The sequence below is a fragment of the Azospirillum picis genome (assembly GCF_017876115.1).
Classification (GTDB): Bacteria; Pseudomonadota; Alphaproteobacteria; order Azospirillales; family Azospirillaceae; genus Azospirillum; species Azospirillum picis.
The window spans coordinates 92,073-115,499 of the sequence record NZ_JAGINO010000003.1; the positions used below are offsets into that span (position 1 = coordinate 92,073).

Consider the following 23,427-nt stretch of genomic DNA (forward strand, 5'->3'; position numbering starts at 1 on the left):
GACGTATCGAGCAACCTCAACAGGGCGGGACGGAACTCGTCACCGTCTGGACATCGAACCAGCCGGCGACGCCGTGGCGCAGGTCGCGCCGGCGATCCTGTTCGGGGGCGGGGGCGATCTCCCAGAGCCAGGACATGTCGGGGGCGGGCAGGGAAAGGCCCCAGCTTGAGTCCTCCACCTCAAGGATCTCTCCGCCCCGCAGCCAGCAACTGTCGATGTCGGTGAACAGCGCGGCCCTATCCGCGACCCGCAGCAGCCAGTCGAGATGGCCGTGCACCATCCGACCGGCGAAGGCCAGGCGTTCGCCATCGGGAGTGTCGGGGAGATGGCGCTCCACCGCGTCCAACGGCAGCAGCGGCAATTGGGACAGCAGGTTGCAGGAGACCGCGAAGCGGAAAGGGGCGCCGTCGGGAAGTGGTGCCGTGAACCGTTCCGGCAGCGGCCCGCCGCGGTCGAGAGCCGCCGCCAATGGCGCCAGGGCTCCGGTGATGTCCATCTCCAGCAGTTCGACGTTGGGAAAGCGGGCCACGCGGCGCCGGACGGCACGGGGGTGCAGGAGGTCGAGAAGGACCACCCGGTCGAAACGGGCCGCCAGCGGTTCGAGCGGGATTTCGATCAGCCGGCCGGAGCCGGCGACCAGGGCCTGGCCGCCCGGCTCGACGCGCTCCATCGCCTTGTCGATGAAGCGCCTGCAGGCGGCGACATGCGGTGCCCAGGCACGCCGCTGCCGCCGGTAACGGGCACCCAGCGCCACCATCTCCGCCAGGTAGCCGAAGCGTCGGGCCAGCGGATCGCAGGGCGTGGTCAGGTATTCGAAGGCTTCTCGCAACATCGCCGGTTCCGGCCTCCTCTCTCCCCCTTGACCCGCGGCGGTGGCAAGGTACCTATGGCGGCATGGTGGAGATCAAGAGGAAAACGGCCCTGGTCACCGGGGCCGGCAAGCGCATCGGGCGGGCAATCGCGCTCGATCTGGCCGGGCGGGGCTGGGAGGTCGCCGTCCATTACCGTCAATCCCGCGACGAGGCGGATGCCGTGGTCGCCGAGATCGGCCAGGCGGGCGGCAGGGCCATGGCGTTTGCGGCGGACCTGGACCGCGAGGAGGACATGCAGGCGCTGGTGCCGGCTGTGGCCGCCGCCCTGGGGCCGCCGACCCTGCTGGTCAACAATGCCTCGCGGTTCGAACGCGACGAGGTTTCCGATGCCAGCAGGGCCTCCTGGGATGCCCACATGGAGGCCAACCTCCGCGCTCCCTTCGTGCTGTCGCAGTGCTTCGCCGCCAGCCTGCCGGACGGCGAGCAGGGGCTGATCGTCAACATGCTCGACCAGCGCGTCTGGAACCCGACGCCGCACTTCGTGTCCTACACCCTGTCGAAGATGGGGCTGTGGGCGCTGACCCGCACGCTAGCGCTGGCGCTGGCGCCACGCATCCGGGTGAACGGCATCGGCCCGGGGCCGACCCTTCGCAACGACCGCCAGAGCGAAGAGGAGTTCGCCGCACAGTGGGAGTCGACCCCGCTGAAGCGCGGGACCACGCCGGAGGAGGTCTGCGCGGCGTTGCGGTTCCTGATCGACGCGCCGGCGATGACGGGCCAGATGCTGGCGCTGGACGGTGGCGAGCATCTGGGATGGGCGCAGCCGGCGCATGGCTTCGTCGCCGTCGAATAGCCGCCGGCTTCCGGCGCGTGACGTGTCCCGGAACGGGGCGGCAACCGCCGGGCTGGACGGAAACTTGTGCGCCGCGGTGAAAAGGACCGCGCGTTTTACACAGGTGGCCCTACCGGCGCAAGCGTCGCCTTTCCGTGGCGGAGAAATTTGTGGTGGCGCGACAAATGCCTCCATTGACTCGGAGCTGACTTAAGGAAATCAACGCTTTAGCAAAAATGCACAAAAAACAGGCAGAAGTCAGCGAGCCCTTGCGGCGCCTTGCTGCGAACAGTCTACTCCCTTTGTTATCGACAAACTTATCCACAGGAATAGTGGATAGTCTGATCGGACGGTGAGTCGCTCCTTCTGCGCCGCGCCCCCACCCGACGGTTGACCCGCGCAGCCCGGTCTACGACATTCTGGTCATGTCCGACACGCAACTCTCCGCCACCGGAACGCCCGTCTCCGAAGGCCAGTCTTCCGGCGCCGACACGGCGCCGAACGCCTCGCCCGCGCGTCCGAAGCGGCGCCCCGCCGACATCGACCGCGGGGTGGAGACCATCCGCGAGCATCTGAAGACACTGCCGCAGACGCCGGGCGTCTATCGCATGCTCGCCGGTGACGGTGCCGTCCTCTATGTCGGCAAGGCCCGCAACCTGAAACGGCGGGTGACCAACTACACCCAGGTCGGCAAGCTGCCGGTCAGGCTCCAGCGCATGGTCGCGGAGACCGAGACGATGGAGTTCGTCAACACCCACACCGAGGTGGAGGCGCTGCTTCTCGAATCGAACCTGATCAAGAAGCTGATGCCGCGCTACAACGTCCTGTTGCGTGACGACAAGACGTTCCCGCACATCATGATCACCAAGGACCACGACTACCCGCAGCTCACCAAGCATCGCGGCGCCCGCGGGCGCGACGCCGACTATTTCGGCCCCTTCGCCTCGGCCGGTGCGGTCAACCGGACGATCACGGCGCTGCAGCGCGCCTTCCTGCTGCGCAACTGCGCCGACACCGTGTTCGCCGCCCGCACCCGGCCGTGCCTGCAGTACCAGATCAAGCGCTGCACGGCCCCCTGCGTCGGCCGGGTCACCCCGGCGGAATACCAGGCGCAGGTGAACCAGGCCCGCGCCTTCCTGTCGGGCAAGAGCCGGGATATCCAGACCGAGTTCGCCGACAGGATGATGGCGGCCTCGGAGGCGATGGATTTCGAGACGGCGGCGCGATACCGCGACCGTATCCGTGCGCTGACCGCCATCCAGGCGCATCAGGACATCAATGTCGAGGGGGTGGTGGAGGACGCCGACGTCGTCGCTGCCTATGGCGAGGGCGGGGTCACCTGCATCCAGGTCTTCTTCTTCCGCGGTGGCCGGAACTACGGTAACCGGGCCTACTTCCCCAGCCACGACAAGGCGGCGGAAACCGAGGAGGTCGTGGCGGCCTTCATCGCCCAGTTCTACGAGAACAAGGCGGCGCCGCCGCTGGTCCTGGTCAGCCACGCCCTGCCGGAACTCGACCTGCTGACCGAGGCGCTGGCGGTGCGTGCCGGCCACAAGGTCGAACTGGTCGAGCCGAAGCGGGGCGAGAAGCGCCGGATCGTCGAGCACGCGCTGACCAACGCGCGCGAGGCGCATGGACGCCGGCTGGCCGAAAGCTCGTCGCAGGCCCGCCTGCTGGAGGGGGTCGCCGCCGTGTTCGGCATGGATGCGCCGCCGGAACGCGTGGAGGTCTACGACAACTCCCACATCCAGGGGGCGCACGCCATCGGGGCGATGATCGTCGCCGGCCCGGACGGCTTCATCAAGAACGCTTACCGGAAGTTCAACATCCGGGCGCCGGAAGCAGCCGGGGATGACTTCGCCATGATGCGCGAGGTGCTGACCCGCCGATTCGGCCGCGCGGTCAAGGAGGACCCGGAACGGACGCTGGGAAGCTGGCCCGACCTCGTGCTGATCGACGGCGGGCTCGGGCAGCTCAATGTGGCGCTGGAGGTGTTCGCCGAACTCGGCATCGACGACGTCGCGCTGGTCGGCATCGCGAAGGGACCGGACCGCGATGCGGGGCGCGAGCATTTCTTCATGGAGAACCGTCCGCCCTTCCAGATGGAGCCTCGCGATCCGGTCCTGTATTTCCTGCAGCGCCTGCGCGACGAGGCGCACCGGTTCGCCATCGGCACCCACCGGGCGAAGCGGACCAAGGCCATCGGCAAGTCGCCGATCGACGAGATCGCCGGAATCGGGCCGGCCCGCAAGAAGGCGCTGCTGCACCATTTCGGCAGCGGGGCGGCGGTGGCACGGGCCGGGCTGGCCGATCTGGAGGCCGTCGAGGGGATCAATCGCGCCGTTGCGAAAAAGATATACGATCACTTCCATCCCGATGGTTAGAATGCAGGCACCGGCAAACGGCCGGCGGACCGGCCGGCGCTCTCAGGGGATGCCGCAACCGGCGCGCCGATCAGCGACAATCACCAGCGGTTCGAGTTCCCCGTCATGCTGACCAGCCTGCCAAACCTGCTGACCCTGTCGCGCATCGCGGTGATCCCGCTGGTCGTCGGGCTGTTCTATGTGCCGGAGGCGTGGGCGGCCTACACCGCCTGCGCGCTCTATGCCGCCGCCTGCATCACCGATTGGTTCGACGGCTATCTGGCGCGTGCCTGGGCCCAGGAGAGCGTGATCGGCAAGTTCCTCGACCCGATCGCCGACAAGCTGCTGGTCGCGGCCACCCTGATCATGCTCGCCGGCTTCCACCGGCTGACGGGGCTTTCGATCCTGCCGGCGGTGGTGATCCTGCTGCGCGAGGTGCTGGTCTCCGGCCTGCGCGAGTATCTGGCCGGGCTGCATGTCGGCGTGCCGGTGACCTGGCTGGCGAAGTGGAAGACCACCATCCAGATGATCGCGCTGGGATTCCTGATCGTCGGCGACTATGGCCCGGTGGAGGTGCCGGTCACCTTCATCGGCACCGTCGGATTGTGGATTGCCGCCGCCCTGACCTTCTACACCGGGTGGGACTACATGCGCGCGGGCATGACCCACATGATGGCGGCCCCGCCGCCGAAATCGCCGGCGGCCCGGTCCGCCCGCAGCGCCGGCTGACCCCGCCAAGACAGAGAGAATTTCCGCCGATGAAGATATTCGGGCTGACCGGCTGGAGCGGCAGCGGCAAGACCTCGCTGATGGTGCGCCTGATCCCGGCGCTGACGGCGCGCGGACTCCGGGTGTCGACGGTCAAGCATGCACACAAGGGCTTCGACATCGACCATCCCGGCAAGGACAGCCACAATCACCGGCTGGCCGGCGCCACCGAGGTGCTGGTCAGCTCGCCACTCCGTTGGGCACTGATGCACGAACTGCGCGACGGCGATCCAGAGCTGACGCTGTCGCACCTGCTGACCAAGGTTGCTCCCGTCGACCTGCTGCTGATCGAGGGATTCAAGCGCGAACCCCATGAGAAGATCGAGGTCTGGCGCGCCGAGGTCGACAAGCCGCTGATCGCCCCCGACGACGACAGCATCGTGGCGGTGGCCAGCGACGGCCCGGTGCCCGGCTGCCCGGTGCCGGTGCTCGATCTCAACGATGCCGAGGCGATCGCGGCGTTCGTGGTGGGACGCTGCAACCTCGCGTGACCAAATCCTGCCGGAGATCCGGTGTCAGCGTCGGCGCAGGCGCCCGTCCGGCCCGCGCGCGAAGCTGCCATAAGCCGCCGCAGCGGCGACAGCGACCCCGGCCATCAGCACGGGCGATATCCAGGCGGGCATCGGGGTGCGGAAGCCGCCGGTGATCCCACGCCCTTCCACCACCGGGCGGAACAGGTTGCCGTCGGTGGTGGAGGCGGGCGGCTGCTTCTCGAAATGCCGCCGCGCGCCGTGGCCCGCCACCCGTTCGACGACCCGCGGCACGGTGGCGTGCCCGAGGCGGGTCAGCGGGGTGAGCGCTCCGACCATCGCGCGTGCGCGCGGCCGGCGGGCGACGGCCACCATGGTCTTCGCAACGTCTTCGGGATCGTCGTAGAAAGGGCTTTCCGGCGCCAGCTCGTGCCCGGTGTAGTTGGCGGCATGGCTCATGCCGGGCGTGTCGGTGAAGGACGGATAGACGCCGCAGACATGCAGGTCCGGGCTGTCCACCAGTTCCGCCCGCAGGCTTTCCAGCAGCCCGTCCAGCCCGAACTTGCTCGCCGCGTAGGCCGCCGCGTATGGCGCCGGTGCCCAGGCCCCGACCGAGACCGTGGCGATGAAGGTCCCGCGCCCCTGGCGGCGGAAGACGGGAAGCACCGAATGGGCGCCATGGAGCGGCCCCAGCAGATTGGTCTCGATCACCCGGCGGTGCGCCTCGACCGGGGTGTCGTCGAACCGTCCGAGCGCGCCGACCCCGGCATTGGCGATCCAGACGTCGATCGCGCCGAACTCTTCCACTGCGCGGTCGGCAAGGCGCCTCACCGCCTCGGGATCGGTGACGTCGGTGGGCAGGGCGACGGTGTCCGCACCGAGGCCGCGGCAGTCCTCCGCCACCTCGTCGAGCAACTCTTCCCGGCGGGAGGCCAGCACCAGCCGTGCGCCCTCGCGGGCAAAGGCCAGTGCGGTCGCCCGTCCGATTCCGCTCGATGCTCCTGCCACCACGACCACAGCTCCATGCAGGTTCCGCATCCCTCGTCCCTCTCGCGCCGACATCGTTCCGGTAGCTTCAACAGGAAGCCGCGCCGGTCGTCGCGACGGTGGCGGTGGTCGGCGGCAGTGACGGTGCTCCTTCGATCCGGCCGGCGCGGGAGCCTGGAGGTGGTACCGCCGGCATCCCGGGTGCACGGCATGCCGGCAAGGCTTACGACGTCGAGGAGGATCGACCCGCCTGGGGAGCCGGGTGCCGGGGGACACCGTTCGATTTATCGTGTTCCCGGAACACAGGGGCTGTATCCAGGGGCACCATGAGCACCTCCGCCATCATTGCCCCGGCGAATCCCGGACCGTCCCGCCACCGGCTCGCCATCTTCGATTTCGACGGGACCCTGGCCGACTCGTTTCCCTGGTTCATCAGCGTCCTCAACGGGGTGGCCGACCGCTATGGCTTCAACCCGGTCTTGCCGGATGAGATGGAGATGCTGCGGGGCTATGATGCCCGGCAGATCATGCGCCATCTGCGGGTTCCCGGATGGAAGCTTCCGCTCATCGCCAACCACATGCGGCGGCTGATGGCGCGCGATATCCATGCGATCAGGCTGTTCGACGGCGTTCCGGCATTGCTGCGCACACTCGACGAGCGCGGCGTGGCGGTCGCCGTCGTCAGCTCCAATTCGGAAACGAACATTCGCCGGGTGCTGGGGAGGGAGAATGCCGCCCTAGTGGCGCATTTCGCCTGCGGCTCGTCGCTGTTCGGTAAGGCGGCCAAGTTCCGGGCCTTGCTGCGCCGTACCCGCCTGCCTGCGGGCTCCGTGATCGCCATCGGCGACGAGATCCGCGACATCGAGGCGGCTCGCCGCGTCGGTATGGCATGCGCCGCGGTGACCTGGGGCTATTCGCGGGGCGACGCACTGGCCGCGCACCGCCCCGACCACCTCGTGGACCGTATAGCGGAGATCGCCGCGCTTTTCTGATCGGCGGCGTCTTCTCAACCGTCGGGCGGTCCCATAGGGTGGAAGACCGAAGCCAACCCATTTCCATTGCCGTTGATGACGACACCGCTCCTTCCCCAGCAGATCGCTCCCGTCGACGACCGTCAGTCGGAGTTGACCCGACGTTATCTGACCGGCGATCACAAAGCCTTGTTCGGCTACTTCATGGCCCTGCGGGCGGAAACCGACCGCCACCTCGCGTCGGCCCTGCCTGCCGTGGGAGGGAAGCCGTACCCTTATGGCCGCTGCGAAGAGATCACCCGTGACCTGTTCGCCCGGCTGGCGCAGCGTCTGCAACGGCCGGATTGCGCCGTCGAGCAAGGGCTGCGCGCATTCGCCGATGCGGGCGGCATCCTGCGCAGCGTCTGGGGCGTGCTGCGCGATCAGTATTTCCAGAACGCGCTCCAGCTTGGCGGCCTTTATGTGGATGTCTCCAACGACACCGTGGTCGTCACCAAGCCGAAGATCGAGATCCTGCCGATCGACGCCTGCGGCCTCGTCCCGGTGCGCGACCTCGACCACTTCCGGCGGACGGCGCAGGCCTATTGGGGGGCCGAGCTCTACGCCAACCATCTGGTGCCGACGCTCGCGCCGTTGCTGCCGATCCTGTCGGTCAGCCCGGGGAAGCTGGCGCCGGGACTGCAATCCGCCTGCGATTACATGATCGCCCTGATGCGGCTCGACCGCTTCCGGCAGGCGGAAGCATGGCTGGCCGAGGGTCCGCCACCGCCTGAGGCCCTCACCGCCAGCTTCCTTGCAGGCGTCCCCGCCGATCTGCACCCGCTCACCGGCCAGCGGAGGGAGGAGGCGCTGCTGGTCTGCCGGCGTGCACAGGCGGCCGGCTGCTGGGGCGACGACGGCTGGCGCAACGCGCGGGTGCTCGATTACCTGCGCCTGCTGCGGGAGGCAGGGCACCGGTGACGGCCGGCGGGTGCGGCATTTCCCTCTTCGCACCGGACGCCGCGGCGGACTAGAGTGCCGGTATGGTGCAACTCGACAACGACTGCTTCGCCTTCGGCGGGCCGATGATGGCGGTGGGGCCGGCACTGGCGCTCCTCGCCGGCCGTGTCGGCCCGGTGACGGCGACCGAAACGGTGGCCCTGGGCGCCGCGCTCGGGCGGGTGCTTGCGACCGATCTGGTGGCTCCTTTCAACGTCCCGCCGCACGACAATGCCGCGGTCGACGGCTACGCGGTTTTCCATGAGGATCTGGCTGCCGACGGGCCGACCGTGCTTCCCGTCACGGCGCGCGTCGCGGCCGGGCAGGCCCTCGGCAGGCCGGCGGCGCGCGGGGAGGCGGTCCGCATCTTCACCGGGGCGCCGATGCCGCCGGGCATGGACACCGTCTTCATGCAGGAGGACTGCCGCAGCGACGGCACCAGCGTCACCCTGCCGCCCGGCATCCGCCGCGGCGTCAACCGCCGGCTGTCCGGCGAGGACGTCACCAAGGACAGCGTCGTGCTGCGCACCGGGCGCCGGCTGCGGCCGGAGGACGTCGCGCTCGCCGCCTCGCTCGGTTTTCCCGCATTGGACGTTCACCGGCCCCTGCGCGTCGCCGTCTTTTCCACCGGCGACGAGTTGCGGCAGCCGGGGCAGGCCCTGGCGCCCGGTGCCGTCTATGACGCCAACCGCTTCTCGCTGGTCGCGCTGCTGACCCGGCTCGGCTGCGCCGTCACCGATCTCGGCATCCTGCCGGACCGTTTCGAGGCAATCCGCGACGCCCTGGCCGGGGCGGCCGCGAGCCATGACGCGCTCATCACCTCAGGCGGCATGTCGACCGGAGAGGAGGACCACGTCAAGGCGGCGGTGGAGGCCAGCGGCCGGCTGGATTTCTGGCGGTTGGCCATCAAGCCCGGCCGCCCGGTCGCCCTGGGACGGGTGGGGGAGGCGGTGTTCATCGGACTGCCCGGCAATCCGGTCGCGGTGGTCGTCACCTTCCTGCGCATCGCGCGGCCGATCCTGCTGCGGCTGATGGGGGCGGCGGACGACCCGCCGACGATGATCCCGGTGCGTGCCGCCTTCGCCCACAAGAAGAAGCAGGGCCGCCGCGAATTCCTCCGCGGGTCGCTGCAGCGGGGAGAGGACGGCGTGCTTTCCGTCACCAAATACCCGCGGGACGGGGCGGGCGTCCTGTCGTCGCTGGTGGATTCGGACGGCCTGATCGAGTTGCCGGAAGACCTCGAACGGGTCGAGCCGGGCATGACCGTGGACTTCGTGTCCTTCAAGGACTTCCAATAGGAACGGATCGATGAAGATTCTCTATTTCGCCTGGTTGCGCAGCCGGATCGGCGTCCCGAGCGAGACGGTCGAGCCGCCGGCCGACGTCACCACCGCCGGGGCGCTGGTCGAGTGGCTGAAAACCCGCAGCCCGCAACATGCCGAGGCGCTGGCGAACAGCAAGGTGGTCAAGGTGGCCGTCAACCAGGAGCATGTGCCCTACGACCACCCGGTGTCGCCGACCGACGAAGTGGCGCTGTTCCCGCCGGTGACTGGGGGCTGACGCCATGGCCATCCGTGTCCAGGCCGACGATTTCGATGTCGGTGCCGAATATGCCGCCTTCACCGCCGGACGCACCAGCATCGGCGGCGTGGCGATGTTCGTCGGGCTCGTGCGCGACGTCGCCGGCGGCGAGGCGGTCAGTGCCATGACGCTGGAACACTATCCCGGCATGACCGAACGGCAGTTGGAAACCATCGAGTCCGAAGCGCGCCGCCGCTGGCCGCTGGACGACGTCCTGGTCATCCACCGGCATGGCCGGCTTGAGCCGGGCGATCGCATCGTGATGGTGGCGACGGCATCGGCGCACCGCGACGCCGCCTTCGAATCCTGCCGCTTCCTGATGGACTGGCTGAAGACGAAGGCGCCGTTCTGGAAGCTGGAGGCCACGCCAGGCGGCGAGCGATGGGTCGACGCGAAGGACAGCGACGATGCCGCCGCTGCCCGCTGGGCGGAATGACTGGAGAAGAATGACCGGACCGCGGTGAGCCCGTCAGGCGTGACCGGCTTCGCCAGACAGCATCGAGACGCTGACGCCCAGCTTGCCGATGGCACGCTCCCACTTCGCTTCCAGGTCGGTGTCGAACAGGAGCTGTTCGTCGCACGGGACGTTCAGCCAGCCGTTGGCCTGGAATTCCGCGTCGAGCTGTCCGGGACCCCAGCCGGCGTAGCCGAGCAGCAGCAGGTTGCGGCGCGGCCCGCGGTCTTCGGAGATGGCGCGGAGGATGTCGATGGTGGCGGTCAGCGCCACCTCGTCGTCGACCACCAGTGTGCCGTCGCGGACATAGTCGGTGGAGTGGAGAACGAAGCCGCGGCCGGATTCCACCGGCCCGCCGTAATGCACCGGCAGATTCTGGGTCGGCTGTGGGATGTCCATTTCGAGCTGTTCAAGCAGATCCTCGAAGGTGATCGAGCCGAACAGGCGGTTCACCACCAACCCCATGGCCCCGTCCTCGTTGTGGGCACAGACATAGATGACCGTGCGCTGGAAACGCGGATCTTCCATTCCGGGCATGGCGATCAGCAACTGGCCGGTCAGCGATTCCGTGGTCTTGGAGTCCGGAGACTTGGTCAGGCGCGGCATGGGCGGTTATCCTTGGTCGTCCGGCCGGGGCGGTTGGTCTGCCCTGTCCGAACCGTCGGTTGTGGTTGGCGCTCTGGCGACGCTTTCACCGGAGTGTGACAGCACCGGTCGAGCTTTGTCACCTGTATATGAGCTATCATATAGGGCATTGGCGGCGCGGATGCGCCCCCTCGCCCGGATAGAGAACAGTGCGCGCGATGAAAAAACATGCCTCGGCAATCCTGCTGCTGCTGACCCTCCTGGCCGGTTCGGAGTCCGCGCTGGCACAGGACGGGGCCGGCTCCTGGGTCAAGGCCGGGCCGGTGGAGGCGCGGCTCGTGTCGGCCGTCCGCGGGACCGGCGACCTGAACGCCCTGCCGCTCGGGTTGGAACTGCGGCTGGAGCCTGGCTGGAAGACCTACTGGCGCTCTCCGGGTGATGCCGGTTTCGCACCGCGCCTGGACTGGGGCCGGTCGGTGAACCTGAAGGAGGCGACGCTCGCCTATCCGGCGCCGCACCGCTTCTCCGTCCTCGGCTTCGAGACCGCGGGATACGACACCGCGGTGGTGCTTCCCATCCAGGGGGTGCCGGAGACCGCCGGCAAGGCCGTGGATCTGGCGCTCACCGCCGAACTGCTGGTCTGTTCGGAGATCTGCGTGCCCCAGACGCTGGACCTGGGCCTCGCCCTGCCGGCCGCCCCGGCCGATCCGTCGGATTCGGCCAATGACATCGCCCGCGCCCAGTCGCTGGTGCCGAAGGGTCCCAATGGCCTACTGCAGGTCGACGCCGTGCGCGGTCAGGGGAGCACGCTGGAGGTGGAGGCGACCGCCGCCGACGGGTTCGTCACTCCCGACCTGTTCGTCGAGAGCGATCCGCCCCTGGCCTTCTCGGCGCCGAAGACGGTTTTTTCCGACGGTGACCGCCATGTCCGCATGAGCATGGCGGTGACCGATCCGCAACCGGGACTTGACCTCGCCGGGCGCGCCCTCACGTTGACGCTGGTCGACGGTGACAAGGCGGTGGAGGTCCCGGCGACCGTCGCCGCCACTTGGAGCGCTGCGGCGCCCGGCGGGAACCTGTTGGCGATGCTGGGCGTGGCGCTGCTGGGGGGCCTGATCCTCAACCTGATGCCCTGCGTGCTTCCGGTGCTGTCGCTGAAGCTGATGTCGGTGGTCAAGCATGGCGGGCAGGCGCCGGCGGCGGTCCGGACCGGCTTCCTGGCCAGTGCCGCGGGGATCCTGACCTCCTTCCTGCTGATGGCCTCGGCGCTGGTCGCGGTCAAGGCGGCCGGCGGCGCCGTGGGGTGGGGCATCCAGTTCCAGCAACCGCTGTTCCTGGTCTTCATGATCGTCCTCGTCACCCTGTTTTCCGCCAACCTGTGGGGCCTGTTCGAGGTGCCGCTGCCGCGGCTGCTGGCCGATCGGCTTGGCGGGGACGGGCTGGCGGGGCCTTTCGCGACCGGTGCCTTCGCGACGCTGCTCGCCACCCCCTGCTCGGCCCCCTTCCTGGGCACGGCGGTGGGATTCGCGCTGGCAAAGGGGCCGGCGGAGATCTTCGCCATCTTCGCGGCGCTGGGGATCGGGCTGGCTCTGCCCTATCTCGCAGTGGCCGCCTGGCCGCGCCTGGCCGGCTGGCTGCCGCGGCCCGGTCGCTGGATGGCGAAGCTGAAGCTCGTGCTCGGCTTCGCACTGCTGTTGACGGCGCTGTGGCTGCTGTCGGTCCTGGCGATCCAGATCGGCGAGGTGGCGGCTGGCACCGTGGGGGCGTTGATGGCGGCACTGGTCCTGGCCTTGTGGACCGGCCGCAGCCTGCGCGGCGCCGGGCGGCGCGTCGGCCCGGCGCTGGCCGGCATCACAGCCGGTGTCCTTGCCGCCGCCGCCTTCGCCATGCCGGCGGCGGTCGGTCCGTCGGCCGGCGCCCTCCCGGTTGCCGGCGAGACCAAAGCCCGTTGGGAGCCTTTCGCCGAATCGGCCATCCGCGACCATGTGGCCGCAGGACGCACCGTCTTCGTGGACGTCACCGCGGAGTGGTGCATCACCTGCCAGGCGAACAAGAAGCTGGTGCTGAACCGGGGCGACGTCGCCAAGCGTCTGGAGGACGCCTCGGTGGTGGCGATGCGCGCCGACTGGACCCGCCCCGACGCGGCGATCGCCAAATATCTGGCCGACCACGGCCGCTACGGAATTCCCTTCAACATCGTCTATGGGCCGGGCGCGCCGGGGGGAATTGCCCTGCCGGAGCTGCTCAGCGAGGGCGCGGTGCTGGAGGCGCTTGCCAAGGCGGCTGGACGCTCATCCTGACGGACCGTCGGTGATGCCGACGGTGCCTTGCAGCCGACCGCTGCGGGGACTAGAAGGGTTGGCAAGGCGGGTCCCGCAACGAGGGCCCGGCCGCACCCAAAAAAGGGAAGGGTTAGAGACGATGACCATCCAGGTTGGCGACACCATTCCGTCGGTCACGCTGAAGTGGCTCACCGACAACGGCATGCAGGAAGTGACCACCGACGAGCTGTTCAAGGGCAGGAAGGTCGTGCTGTTCTCGGTCCCAGGCGCCTTCACCCCGACCTGCTCGGCCAAGCATCTGCCCGGCTTCGTCCAGAAGGCGGATGCCATCAAGGCGAAAGGCGTCGACGAGGTCGTCTGCCTGGCGGTCAACGATCCCTTCGTGATGCGGGCCTGGGGCGAGAAGAACAACGCATCCGGCAAGGTTGCGATGCTGCCGGACGGGAACGCGACCTTCACCTCGGCACTGGGCCTGACCATGGATGGTTCCGCCCATGGCCTGGGCACCCGGGGCCAGCGCTTCGCCTTGGTGGCGGAGGACGGCAAGGTGACCCAGCTCGCGGTCGAAGCCCCCGGCAAGTTCGAGGTGTCGTCGGCCGAGGCGATCCTGGAAAAGCTGTAAATGCCAGGGATCCCTCTCCGCGGGGAGGGGGATCCAGGCACGGCTGCGGGACGGCTACGGCCGTGCCCGCATGTCGGCGACGCCGCGCCGGGCCAGTTCGTCGGCGCGTTCGTTCTCGGGATGGCCGGCGTGGCCACGGACCCAATGGAACTGGATGTCGTGCTGTCTCTTCGCCTCGTCCAGGCGCTGCCACAGGTCGACGTTCTTCACCGGCTTGTTGTCTGCGGTCTTCCAGCCCTTGGCCTTCCAGCCATGGATCCACTTGGTGATGCCGTTCTTCACATACTCGCTGTCGGTGAACAGCCGTACGGTCACCGGGCGCTTCAGTGCCTCCAGGGCCATGATGGCGGCCATCAGCTCCATGCGGTTGTTGGTGGTGGTGGGCTCGCCGCCATAAAGCTCCTTCTCAACCTCGCCGAAGCGCAGGATGGCACCCCAGCCGCCCGGGCCGGGATTGCCGCTGCAGGCGCCGTCGGTGAAGATGTCCACCGATTTGGCGGCGCGAAGCTCCGTCGATGACTCGTCCGACATCGGTTCAGGCCTCCCCGGTGGCGGAATCATCGAGGAAGTAATCGCCGAGGCCGCGGACCGACTGGTGGAAGCGCAGCTTGCGGAGATATTCCAGCGGGTCCTTCGGGCGCACGAAGGCGCCGGGCGGGTGGTTCAGCCAGTCGTAGAGGCGGGTCAGCAGGAAACGCACCGCGCTGCCGCGGCAAAGCCAGGGCAGCGCGTCCAACTCCGCCCGCGACAGCGGCCGGACCTTGCGGTAGTTCGCCAGCAGCAGCCGCGCCTTGGTGGCGTTGAAGGAGCCGTCGATCTCGAAGCACCAGGCGTTGATGCAGATGGCGATGTCGTAGGCGAGGAAGTCGTTGCAGGCGAAGTAGAAGTCGATCAGGCCGGACAGGCTGTCGCCGCGAAAGAAGACGTTGTCGGGAAACAGGTCGGCATGGATGACGCCGGCCGGCAAGTCCGCCGGCCAATTGGCCTCCAGCGCCGCCAGTTCGTCGGCCAGCGTCGTCCGCAGCCCGACCGCCACCTCGTCCGCGCGCTCCGCCGATTTGGCGAAGAGGTCCTTCCAGCCGTTCAGCGCCAGGGCGTTCGGCCGCTCCATGCGGAAGTCGCCGACCGCAAGGTGCAGGCGGGCCAGCGCCTCTCCGAGCTGCGCGCAATGCTGCGGCGAGATCCGGCGCGGCCACATGCCGGCCAGGAAGGTCACGATCACCGCCGGACGGCCGGACAGCTCGCGCAGCGCCACGCCGTCGCGCCCGGCGACCGGCAGCGGGCAGGCGATTCCCTTCTCCGCCAGATGCTCCATCAGGCCGAGGAAGAAGGGCAGGTCCTCCTTCCGCGTGCGCTTCTCGTAGAGCGTCAGGATGTAGGGGCCACGCTCGGTCACCACCAGGAAGTTGGAATTCTCCACCCCCTCCGCGATGCCCTTGCAAGACAGCACCGCGCCCAGATCGTACTGGGCGATGAAGGCGCTGAGTTCCTCGTCGGTGACTTCGGTATAAACGGCCATGATGCCCTGCGCCTTACCGGGATTCGGGGCGGCGGTCAATTTCCGGCGTGATCGGCTCGTAATATTCCGGACCGAACCCGGCGAGGCTGCGGCTGGCGACGTTGAAGGGGCGCTTCAGGCCGCCGCGGAAATGCCGGCCGACGAGCTCCTGCCACAGCGTCACCGGCTCCGCACCGCGTTCGCGGCAGAGGTGGACGAACCAGCGCCGGCCGGCGGCGACATGGGTGATTTCCTCGTCGTGGATGGTCTGGAGCAGGTCTGCGCTTTCCCCATCGCCAAAATCGCGCAGGCGCCGCACCGTCTCCGGCGTGACGTCCAGGCCGCGGGCTTCCAGCACCATCGGCACCACCGCAAGGCGGGCAGCCAGATCGTGCGCGGTTTCCGCCGCCGCCTGCCACAGGCCGTCATGGGCCGGCAGGTCGCCATAGGACGAGCCGAGCGCGTTCAGCCGCGCCTCCAGCATCCGGAAGTGCCGGGCCTCGTCGTCGGCCACCTGGACCCAGTCGTCGGTGAAGCCTTTCGGCAGGCCAGCCCCGGCGAAACGGGCGACGAGATCCCAGGCGAGGTCGATGGCGTTCAGTTCGATATGCGCAAGGGCATGCAGAAGAGCGATCCGGTTCTGGGCGCTGCCGCCGCGCCCGCGTTTGGGCATGTCGCGCGGCAGCTTCAATTCCGGGCGCGCCGGGCGGGCCGGACGACCGGGCGGCGGGACCGGGACTTCGGGAGACAGCCGCCCGGCGCGCCAGTCCTCCGCATAGGCGTGGGTCAGGCGCACTTTCTCCAGCGGCGCGGCGGCGGTCAGGACCGCCGCCGCCGCCTCGCCCAGGCACGAGACAGCCGACGTCATTTCCAGCCGTAGGCGACGAAGTTCGGGTTGAGGATGTCGTCCTTGCCGTAGACCAGCGGCTTGCCGTCGGGCTGCTCGACGCGGCCGCCCGCACCGACCAGCACGGCGTGGCCGGCGGCGGTGTCCCATTCGCTGGTCGGTCCGAATCGCGGATAGAGATCCGCCTTGCCGCTGGCGACCGTGCAGAACTTCAGCGAACTGCCGCAGGACACGCGATCCTTCACGCTGAAGCCGGCGAGGAAGTCCTCCAGCACCGATCCGCTGCCGTGCGACCGGCTGGCGACGACGGTCAGGCCGTCGGCCGGCGGGGTGCGGACGGTGATCGGATGGTCGTGCCGCCCCTCGGCGCAGTGAACGGCGGTACCGGGACCGGCGGCGGCATACATGTCTCCGGTCGCCGGGGCATAGACGACGCCCAGCACCGGGACTCCGTCGTCGATCAGGGCGATGTTGACGGTGAACTCGCCGTTGCGGGAGATGAATTCCTTGGTGCCGTCGAGCGGGTCGACCAGCCAGAACCGCCCGCCGGAGATGTCGGGCTTGTGGCCGGCGGACATCGCTTCCTCCGCCACCACCGGCACGCCCGGCGTCAGGTGGTGCAGGGCGGGCAGGATCACCGCCTCCGCCGCTTGGTCGGCCTGGGTCACCGGGCTTCCGTCGACCTTGGTGGCGACATCGATGCCGTCATTGTAGAAGCGCAGGATGACCTGACCGGCCTCGTGGGCGATCGTGCGGACCGTCGGCAGCAGGGTCGCCACAGCGGCATCGGGCATTGGGTTGTCTCCCTATGGTATGAAGGGTGAGCATAACGTGCCCGATGACGGGCCGAAAGCTCTTGAACGGGTGTTGAGTGGAGAAGGCGGATGACGGCCGATGACCGTGTGACCGAAGACTGGACGGACTGCACTCAGCGGCAGGGCATATGGCGGCCGATGCGGGAATCCGACCTGGATGCGGTGCTGGCCGTCGCCGATGTCGTTCACAGGGACTATCCGGAAGACCGCAGCATCTTCGTCGAGCGTCTGGCGCTCTACAGTCCCGGATGCCGCGTCGCCCAGGTGGATGGCCTGATGGATGGCTTGGCGGATGGCGGGATCATCGGCTACGGCATCATGCATCCGGGGCGGCTGGGGGCGCCGCCGCCGCTCGATACGCCGTTGGGCAGGCTGCCGGCCGATGCCGATTGCCTCTACATCCACGACATCGCGCTGCTGCCCGCCGCCCGCGGATCCGGCCTCGGAGCGGCAGTGCTCGATTACGCCCACGCCCTGGCGACGCGGGAGGGATGGGACCGTCTGGCGCTGACGTCGACGCCGGGCGCGCGGAGCTATTGGGACCGTGCCGGCTTCCTCGTGCACGAGTCCGGCGGGCAGGCGCTGGCGGCGAAGCTCGCGAGCTACGGCGAGGGGATGGCGTACATGACGGCGCCCGTCCGCCGTCAGGCGGCGAATGCCGACAGCTCCGGATCCGTCACCACCGCCTGGAAGGCCGGCTTGGCGAACAGGTAGCCCTGCATCAGCGTGACGCCGAGGTCGCGCAGCGCTTTCGCCTCGCCGGCGGTCTCCACGCCTTCGGCGACCGGGATGATGGCGAGGTCGTCGCACACCGCCAGGATGCCCTTGACGATGCTGCGCCGCGCGCGTTCGCTGTCGATGTTGCGGGTCAGCTCCATGTCCAGCTTGATGATGTCGGGCTGGAATTCCGCCAGCAGGTTGAGACCGGAATAGCCGGACCCGAAATCGTCGATCGCCGTCAGGAAGCCCTGCCGCTTGTACTCGTTGAAGATGCCCTTCAGGTGGTCATGGTCGACCACCCGTTCGTTTTCCGTCACCTCGAAGATGATGCGGTTGGTGGGAAAGCCGGTGCGGCGGGCGGCGGCGAGCGTCGCCCGGATGCAGGCTTCCGCCTTGTAGACCGCGTTGGGGAGGAAATTGATCGACAGCCGCGCGCCGTTCATCGGCAAGCCGGCGGCGAGTTCGATGGCCTTCACGCGGCAGGACTGGTCGAAGGCGTAGCGGGTGGAATCGGTGACCTGGCCGAGCACCCAGCCGGCGCCCTGTCCGGCGACGCCGCGGACCAGCGCCTCATGCGCCCAGACGCCGCCGGCGGCGACGTCGACGATCGGCTGGAAGGCCATCGTGAAATCCAACTCGAACCGCTCGGCGCATTGGCCTCCGCATCCGCCGTCACCGAACGCCATCACGTTACCCCTTCCGCATCGATCCCCATCATTAGGTAAGCTACAATGCCACGCTTTTTATCGGACGGAGGTGTGGCAACTGCCGCACCTTCCGCCTAGGACCATCCCTAACCCTCCGGCGAATGCCGTTTCACTCGGCGGCAACCGGCAGTTCCGCCCGCCGGATCGCCGCCCAAACCGCTTCCGGGGTGGCGGGCATGTCGATGTGGGTGATGCCGAGGTCGGACAGGGCATCCACCACCGCGTTGATGATGGCCGGCGGCGCGCCGATGGCCCCGGCCTCGCCCGCACCCTTCATGCCGAGCATGTTGGTGGTGCTGGGGACGGAGTTCAGCCTCACCTCGATCGGCGGCATATCGACCGCACGCGGCATCTGGTAGTCCATGAATGACCCGGTCAGGAGCTGCCCGCTGTCGGGATCGAACACCACACGCTCCTGCAGGGCCTGCCCCAATCCCTGGGCGACGCCGCCGTGGATCTGTCCGATCACCAGCATCGGGTTGATGACCGTGCCGAAATCGTCGACGACGCTGTAGCGCACCACCTCGACGATGCCCGTCGCAGGATCGATCTCGACCTCGGCGACATGGCAGCCGTTGGGGAAGGTGCTGGCCGGCGGCGTCCAGCGCGCCATTTCGGAAAAGGCGATCCCGCCGCCGCCCGCCGCCGCCTTCGCCGCGACGTCCTTCAGGGAGACCGCACGGTCGGTGCCGACGACGGTGAAGCGGCCGTCGGCGAACTCGACGTCGACTTCGGCGGTTTCCAGCAGGTCGGCCGCGACCGCCGTCGCCGCCACCACCACCTTGGCCGCCCCCTCCGCCAGCGCCGAGCCGCCGACCGGGACCGACCGGGAGCCGCCGGTGCCCGAACCCCAGGAAACGCGGTCGGTGTCGCCCTGGACCACCTCGACATCCTCGGGCGGCACGCCCAGCCGGTCGGCCAGGATCTGCTTGTAGGCGGTCTCGTGTCCCTGGCCATTGGTCTGGGTGCCGATCAGCAGAACCACCCTGCCGTCGCCGTTGACCTGCACCGTCGCCTGTTCCGGTCCGCCGCCGGAGCAGGCTTCGATGTAGGTGGAGAGGCCGGCGCCGCGCAGCCTGCCGCGGGCCTTGGCTTCCGCCTTGCGGGCGGGGAGCCCGGCCATGTCTGCGAGCGCCAGCCCGTCCTCCAGGTTCTTGGCGAAGTCGCCGGTGTCATAGACCTGGCCCATCGGCGTGGCGTAGGGCATGGCCGAGGGCGGGATGAAGTTGCGCCGCCGGATCTCCGCCGGGCCGAGGCCGCTGACGCGCCCGGCATGGTCGATCAGCCGTTCCAGCAGATAGGCGGCCTCGGGGCGGCCCGCTCCACGGTAGGCATCCACCGGCTGGGTGTTGGTGAAGACGCCCTTCACCCGCACGTAGACCACCGGCGTGCGGTATGACCCCACCAGCATCGCCGACCCCGCATCGGTCGGGATGAAGGGGCCGTAGTTCGACAGATAGGCGCCGAGATTCGCCACGGTGTCGACCCGCAGCCCGAGAAAGCGGCCGTCGGCGTCGAGCGCGAGCCGCGCCCGGCTGACATGGTCGCGGCCGTGGTCGTCGCTGATGAACCCCTCGATACGGTCTGCGGTCCATTTCACCGCACGGTTCAGCCGGCGGGCGGCGAACAGGCAGGCGACATATTCCGGGTAATTGAACAGCTTCATGCCGAACCCGCCGCCGACATCGGTGGTCAGCACGCGGATTCGCTCTTCCGGCTCGTTCAGGATCTTGGCGAACTGCTTCTGCAGCCCGTGGACGCCCTGGCTGGTCACATAGATCAGCAGCCGTCCCGGCGTGCCGTCGGCGGCCGGCTCGACGCCGGCAAGGCAGGCCCGCCCTTCCATCGGATTGGCGACGACGCGGTTGTTGACCAGCTCAAGCTCGACGACCTGATGCGCCCGGGCGAGCGCATCCTCCGCAGCGGCCTCGTCGCCCATGTCCCAATCGAAGCAGAGGTTGCCCGGCGCCTCGTCCCACACCAGCGGCTTGCCGGGCTTCAGTGCCTCCAGCGTACCGGTCACCGGCTCGCGGTCATCATAGTCCACCATCACCAGTTCGGCCGCTTCGCGAGCCGCTTCGAGGGTTTCGGCCACGACCATGGCGACCGGGTCGCCGACATGGCGGGCGAAGCCTCTCGCCAGGGCCGGGCGCGGCGTGCGGACATAGCGCGAGCCGTCGCGCTGCTTCAGGGCAGCCTGACAGGGGATGACCCCGACATTCTCCGCATCGAGGTCCGCAACACTGTAGACCGCCAGCACGCCGGGAAGGGCGAGCGCGCCCGTCGCATCGATCGCTCCGATGGCGGCGAAGGCGTGTGGCGATCGGACGAAGGCGGCATAGGCCTGCCCGGGCAAGGTCACGTCGTCGGTATAACGGCCGCCGCCGGTGAGCAGCCGGGCGTCCTCGGTGCGCGGAACCGCTTGTCCGATGCCGAACTTCATGGGTGAACTCCCGCCTTCCGGTTCGAGCTGTTGTCGTTGCGCCGCAAGAATAGGCTGGCGCAGACGCAAGGGAAACCCCGCCGGTCGGCATGGGTGACTGTTGTTCGATGCAATGACTGTCCATCAGTCCAACCAGAAAGGCGTGGCGGGTCGAAGCGGCTGGCGCGGCGGACGGGCAGGGGGCATAGTCCGGGCCATGGACGGTTCCAGACCAGCAAACGCCGCAGCCCGCGTGTTCCGTCTCGCCTTGCGCCCGGCCGACAGGCCGGACCCGGTCGGGAGCCGCACGGTCGCGCCCGGTCGAGACTTCCGCGCCGCCCGACGCCGTGAAAGCGGCCCGGAGAAGGGTCGCGCCCTTTTCAACCGGTGCTGGCTGGCGTCGCTGCTGGTGATCGCGGTCATGGCTCCCGCGCTGGCGCAGACGGGGCAGGCGGCCAAAGGACGTGGCCCTATCGCCAACACGCCGGATCAGATCATCAAGGGGGCGGCGGCGGCGGTGGAAGGCGACCTTTTGAGCATCAACGGCACAGCCGTGCGCCTGATGGGCATCGATGCGCCCGACCCTGGCCAGAAATGCCGGAACCGATACGGCCATGACCTGGACTGCTTCAAGATCGCGACTGCCGTTCTCGCCAACATGGTCAAGGGCGAGGAGGTCACCTGCACGGTCACCGAACAGGACCGCACGGGCGAGAAGAAGGGGGAGTGCCGTGTGCGTGGCGTTGACCTGGGGGCGGCCATGGTGGCGCGTGGATGGGCCTTCCAGTACGCCAGCCTGTCGCCCGCCTACCAGAAGGGCGAGGCCTACGCCCAGAGCAAGCGCATCGGGCTCTGGGCCGGGCAGGTCGAAAAGCCGTGGCAATGGCGATCGCGGCAACTGCGCGAACGGTCACCCTGAAGCCGAGCGCCGAAAGCCGGCCGGCAGGCGGAAACCCGCCGATGCGGCTTACCTGCGATGCTCGCGGCAGGGGAGCGCGACGAAAGCCAACGGAAGCGGGACGCCATTCCGCTGCCGATACCACGCCGGCATTATACCGCCGTGCAGGATTGAAATCCGGCGGATTGCACCAGTGGTTTGCGGCGGTCGGTTTGGTGGCTGCGCCGCGCCATTTTTCGTTCGTTGTGTCTTTGAGGCATGATACGCTTGGTCTTCGGTTGACGAAGACGGACGCGCGGGATCGGCGTCGCCGGCAAATTGCCCAACTGCAGTGAACCGGACATGCCGTACCCGCAGGACAACTCTCCTGGCGGAGCGGAGTCGCGGGCATGCTCGTTTACGAATGCGAGGTCTTTGAGCTGGTGCCGGTCCTGCGCCGCTACGCACGTGCGTTGACCGGGGCCACGGACCGCGGCGACACCCTGGTCACGCGCTGCGTCGAGGCCGCGATGATGGCGCCCTCGCGGTTTGGACTGGACCGCGGTGAAGAGGCGCGCCTCCCACTCTATGCCCTGCTGAACCTGCTGTTCGACCGCCTGCCCGGCGAACCGGGCGCTCCAGGCCGTCCGCTGCCTTCGCCGCACCCGATCGAGCGCGCATTGGCCGCGCTGCCTGAAACCGAGCGGCGGCTCTATCTGCTGAACACCCTGGAAGGACTGAGCCCGCGTCAGGCGGCGAAGGTGCTGCAGCTCGATCCGGCCAGCGCGTTGCCGCGTCTGAAGGCGGCGCGTGCACGTGTTCGCGAGGCGATGGTGCAGCGGGTTATGGTCGTCGAGGACAACGCGGTTCTGGCAATGGAACTCGGCGAGCTGGTGATCGACATGGGGCACGAGCTGTGCGGCACCGTCGCCAGCGAGCCCGAAGCGCTTGCCCTCCTGAAGGCGGAGCGGCCGACGCTGGCGCTGCTCGACGTCCGGCTGGCCGACGGCGGCAGTGGCATCGAGGTCGCACGCCGGCTGAAGCGCGTCCGAGATCTGCGCACCATCTTCGTCACCGCCTTCGATGACGAGATCGAGGCATTGGACGCCCGCCACCTCGGGCAGATCGTTCGCAAGCCCTTCACGACCGCCGGGCTGCAGGCCGCGATCTCGCGCGCCATCTTCATGCCGCAGCCGGTCGCCCTGGTTTGACGGGCCGGCTCCTGCTCCTGACCCGGGCTCCCGAATGGAACGGGCGCCCGGTTGCGCAGCAAGCAAGGCCATGAAAGCCGCTGAATGACCCCGGCGGGAACGCCGGGCATGAAAAAGGGACCGCGCCGGATGGCTGCGGTCCCTTTGCTCTCTGTTGCCGTTCCGGCTCAGACCGTGTGGCGGCGGCCGACGATCATGCGATAGATGGCGAGGATGATGATTGCGCCGACGATGGCGCCGATGAAGCCGGCTCCTTCTCCCGGACGGTACCAACCGACGGCCGCGCCCAGATAGGTGGCGACGAAAGCGCCCGCGATGCCCAGCAGGGTGGTGATGATGAAGCCGCCCGGATCACGGCCCGGCATCAGGAACTTGGCGACGACGCCGGCGAGGAAGCCAATGATGATCGTCCAGAGAATGCCCATGGTTGTTTTCCTTCCGTTACGGGACCGTCTTCCCACCGGCAATAACGGGCAAAAGCGCGAATGGTTCTGCGGCGCTGCGGATCTTTCGGGCGAGAGGAACTTAACGGGGGTGCTCCATGTTCTCGGTGGCACGCGACCGCGGTCGGCGCCCGTCAGCTTTCCGGCTGCTGCCGACGCGGACAACCGGACCGCTCCATCGG

The 23,427-nt window shown here is 68.6% G+C and carries 24 protein-coding genes; 14 read left to right on the forward strand and 10 right to left on the reverse strand.

The features are described 5' to 3' along the window. Nucleotides 1-16: 16 nt before the first annotated feature. On the reverse strand, nt 17-832 hold the full coding sequence (locus J2850_RS05370; RefSeq protein WP_209979578.1) for a hypothetical protein: 816 nt from the start codon (nt 830-832) through the stop codon (nt 17-19). A 62-nt stretch (nt 833-894) separates the two neighbouring features. Between J2850_RS05370 and J2850_RS05375 the strand changes: the two genes are divergently transcribed. The 4 genes from J2850_RS05375 to mobB all read left to right on the forward strand — a co-directional run bounded on the left by J2850_RS05375 (nt 895) and on the right by mobB (nt 5,266). Next, nucleotides 895-1,665, forward strand: coding sequence for an SDR family oxidoreductase (locus tag J2850_RS05375; protein ID WP_209979580.1), 771 nt, complete (start codon nt 895-897; stop codon nt 1,663-1,665). Between the two features lie 404 nt (nt 1,666-2,069). Then, on the forward strand, nt 2,070-4,028 hold the full coding sequence (uvrC, locus tag J2850_RS05380; protein WP_246512827.1) for an excinuclease ABC subunit UvrC: 1,959 nt from the start codon (nt 2,070-2,072) through the stop codon (nt 4,026-4,028). Nucleotides 4,029-4,133: 105 nt separating this feature from the next. Further along, nucleotides 4,134-4,736 carry a CDP-diacylglycerol--glycerol-3-phosphate 3-phosphatidyltransferase gene (gene pgsA / locus J2850_RS05385; RefSeq protein WP_209979582.1) on the forward strand — a complete coding sequence of 201 codons (603 nt, stop codon included), beginning with the start codon at nt 4,134-4,136 and terminating at the stop codon, nt 4,734-4,736. A 29-nt stretch (nt 4,737-4,765) separates the two neighbouring features. Continuing rightward, entirely contained in the window at nt 4,766-5,266 is a 501-nt protein-coding gene (gene mobB, locus J2850_RS05390; RefSeq protein ID WP_209979584.1) for a molybdopterin-guanine dinucleotide biosynthesis protein B, read from the forward strand. Nucleotides 5,267-5,290: 24 nt separating this feature from the next. Here mobB and J2850_RS05395 read toward each other — a convergent pair whose 3' ends face one another. Beyond that, a complete protein-coding gene (locus J2850_RS05395; RefSeq protein ID WP_209979586.1) occupies nt 5,291-6,283 on the reverse strand; it encodes an SDR family oxidoreductase in 993 nt (330 codons plus the stop codon). 275 nt (nt 6,284-6,558) lie between these two features. On the opposite strand from J2850_RS05395, the gene J2850_RS05400 reads away from it, so the two are divergent. From J2850_RS05400 to moaE, 5 genes are all read left to right on the forward strand, one after another. Then, the gene (locus tag J2850_RS05400; protein WP_209979588.1) at nt 6,559-7,224 is read left to right on the forward strand and encodes an HAD hydrolase-like protein; all 666 of its coding nucleotides are present in this window, start codon (nt 6,559-6,561) and stop codon (nt 7,222-7,224) included. Nucleotides 7,225-7,299: 75 nt separating this feature from the next. Beyond that, complete coding sequence (locus J2850_RS05405) at nt 7,300-8,163, forward strand: hypothetical protein (protein WP_246512828.1); 864 nt, start codon at nt 7,300-7,302, stop codon at nt 8,161-8,163. Nucleotides 8,164-8,225: 62 nt separating this feature from the next. Beyond that, entirely contained in the window at nt 8,226-9,479 is a 1,254-nt protein-coding gene (gene moeA, locus J2850_RS05410) for a molybdopterin molybdotransferase MoeA (protein WP_209979592.1), read from the forward strand. Nucleotides 9,480-9,489: 10 nt separating this feature from the next. Continuing rightward, nucleotides 9,490-9,741 (forward strand): molybdopterin converting factor subunit 1, encoded by a 252-nt coding sequence (gene moaD, locus J2850_RS05415; protein WP_209979594.1) that lies wholly within the window; start codon nt 9,490-9,492, stop codon nt 9,739-9,741. A 4-nt stretch (nt 9,742-9,745) separates the two neighbouring features. Continuing rightward, a complete protein-coding gene (gene moaE / locus J2850_RS05420) occupies nt 9,746-10,198 on the forward strand; it encodes a molybdopterin synthase catalytic subunit MoaE (protein WP_209979597.1) in 453 nt (150 codons plus the stop codon). Between the two features lie 33 nt (nt 10,199-10,231). Here the strand turns inward: moaE and J2850_RS05425 are convergent, their stop codons facing one another. After that, nucleotides 10,232-10,822 (reverse strand): YqgE/AlgH family protein, encoded by a 591-nt coding sequence (locus tag J2850_RS05425; protein ID WP_209979600.1) that lies wholly within the window; start codon nt 10,820-10,822, stop codon nt 10,232-10,234. Nucleotides 10,823-11,019: 197 nt separating this feature from the next. On the opposite strand from J2850_RS05425, the gene J2850_RS05430 reads away from it, so the two are divergent. Both J2850_RS05430 and J2850_RS05435 read left to right on the forward strand, forming a co-directional pair. Beyond that, nucleotides 11,020-13,101, forward strand: a complete 2,082-nt coding sequence (locus tag J2850_RS05430) for a protein-disulfide reductase DsbD family protein (protein WP_209979602.1) — start codon at nt 11,020-11,022, stop codon at nt 13,099-13,101. Nucleotides 13,102-13,222: 121 nt separating this feature from the next. Then, nucleotides 13,223-13,705: a peroxiredoxin gene (locus tag J2850_RS05435; protein WP_209979604.1), complete on the forward strand. Its 483-nt coding sequence runs from the start codon at nt 13,223-13,225 to the stop codon at nt 13,703-13,705. 54 nt (nt 13,706-13,759) lie between these two features. Here the strand turns inward: J2850_RS05435 and rnhA are convergent, their stop codons facing one another. The 4 genes from rnhA to cysQ are packed head-to-tail and all read right to left on the reverse strand — an operon-like array spanning nt 13,760 to nt 16,844. Then, nucleotides 13,760-14,236, reverse strand: coding sequence for a ribonuclease HI (rnhA, locus tag J2850_RS05440; RefSeq protein ID WP_209979606.1), 477 nt, complete (start codon nt 14,234-14,236; stop codon nt 13,760-13,762). A gap of 4 nt (nt 14,237-14,240) precedes the next feature. Beyond that, nucleotides 14,241-15,224: a homoserine kinase gene (locus J2850_RS05445; protein WP_209979608.1), complete on the reverse strand. Its 984-nt coding sequence runs from the start codon at nt 15,222-15,224 to the stop codon at nt 14,241-14,243. Nucleotides 15,225-15,237: 13 nt separating this feature from the next. Continuing rightward, nucleotides 15,238-16,071, reverse strand: coding sequence for a ferritin-like domain-containing protein (locus J2850_RS05450; RefSeq protein ID WP_209979610.1), 834 nt, complete (start codon nt 16,069-16,071; stop codon nt 15,238-15,240). Next, nucleotides 16,068-16,844, reverse strand: coding sequence for a 3'(2'),5'-bisphosphate nucleotidase CysQ (gene cysQ, locus J2850_RS05455; protein ID WP_209979612.1), 777 nt, complete (start codon nt 16,842-16,844; stop codon nt 16,068-16,070). Before cysQ ends, J2850_RS05450 begins: the two co-directional genes overlap by 4 nt. A 90-nt stretch (nt 16,845-16,934) precedes the next feature. Here cysQ and J2850_RS05460 point away from each other — a divergent pair, with 90 nt between their 5' ends. Beyond that, the gene (locus tag J2850_RS05460; RefSeq protein ID WP_209979614.1) at nt 16,935-17,579 is read left to right on the forward strand and encodes a GNAT family N-acetyltransferase; all 645 of its coding nucleotides are present in this window, start codon (nt 16,935-16,937) and stop codon (nt 17,577-17,579) included. Here the strand turns inward: J2850_RS05460 and J2850_RS05465 are convergent. Then, a complete protein-coding gene (locus J2850_RS05465; protein ID WP_246512829.1) occupies nt 17,510-18,271 on the reverse strand; it encodes an EAL domain-containing protein in 762 nt (253 codons plus the stop codon). The genes J2850_RS05460 and J2850_RS05465 overlap by 70 nt on opposite strands. 130 nt (nt 18,272-18,401) lie before the next feature. Continuing rightward, nucleotides 18,402-20,735, reverse strand: a complete 2,334-nt coding sequence (locus J2850_RS05470; RefSeq protein ID WP_209979616.1) for a xanthine dehydrogenase family protein molybdopterin-binding subunit — start codon at nt 20,733-20,735, stop codon at nt 18,402-18,404. Nucleotides 20,736-20,967: 232 nt separating this feature from the next. Between J2850_RS05470 and J2850_RS05475 the strand changes: the two genes are divergently transcribed. Both J2850_RS05475 and J2850_RS05480 read left to right on the forward strand, forming a co-directional pair. Beyond that, entirely contained in the window at nt 20,968-21,633 is a 666-nt protein-coding gene (locus J2850_RS05475; RefSeq protein WP_343206874.1) for a thermonuclease family protein, read from the forward strand. Nucleotides 21,634-22,001: 368 nt separating this feature from the next. Further along, the gene (locus J2850_RS05480) at nt 22,002-22,802 is read left to right on the forward strand and encodes a PhyR family response regulator anti-anti-sigma factor (protein ID WP_209979618.1); all 801 of its coding nucleotides are present in this window, start codon (nt 22,002-22,004) and stop codon (nt 22,800-22,802) included. A 167-nt stretch (nt 22,803-22,969) separates the two neighbouring features. On the opposite strand, the gene J2850_RS05485 is transcribed toward J2850_RS05480, so the two are convergent. Continuing rightward, nucleotides 22,970-23,227, reverse strand: a complete 258-nt coding sequence (locus J2850_RS05485) for a GlsB/YeaQ/YmgE family stress response membrane protein (RefSeq protein ID WP_209979620.1) — start codon at nt 23,225-23,227, stop codon at nt 22,970-22,972. Nucleotides 23,228-23,427: the final 200 nt, after the last annotated feature.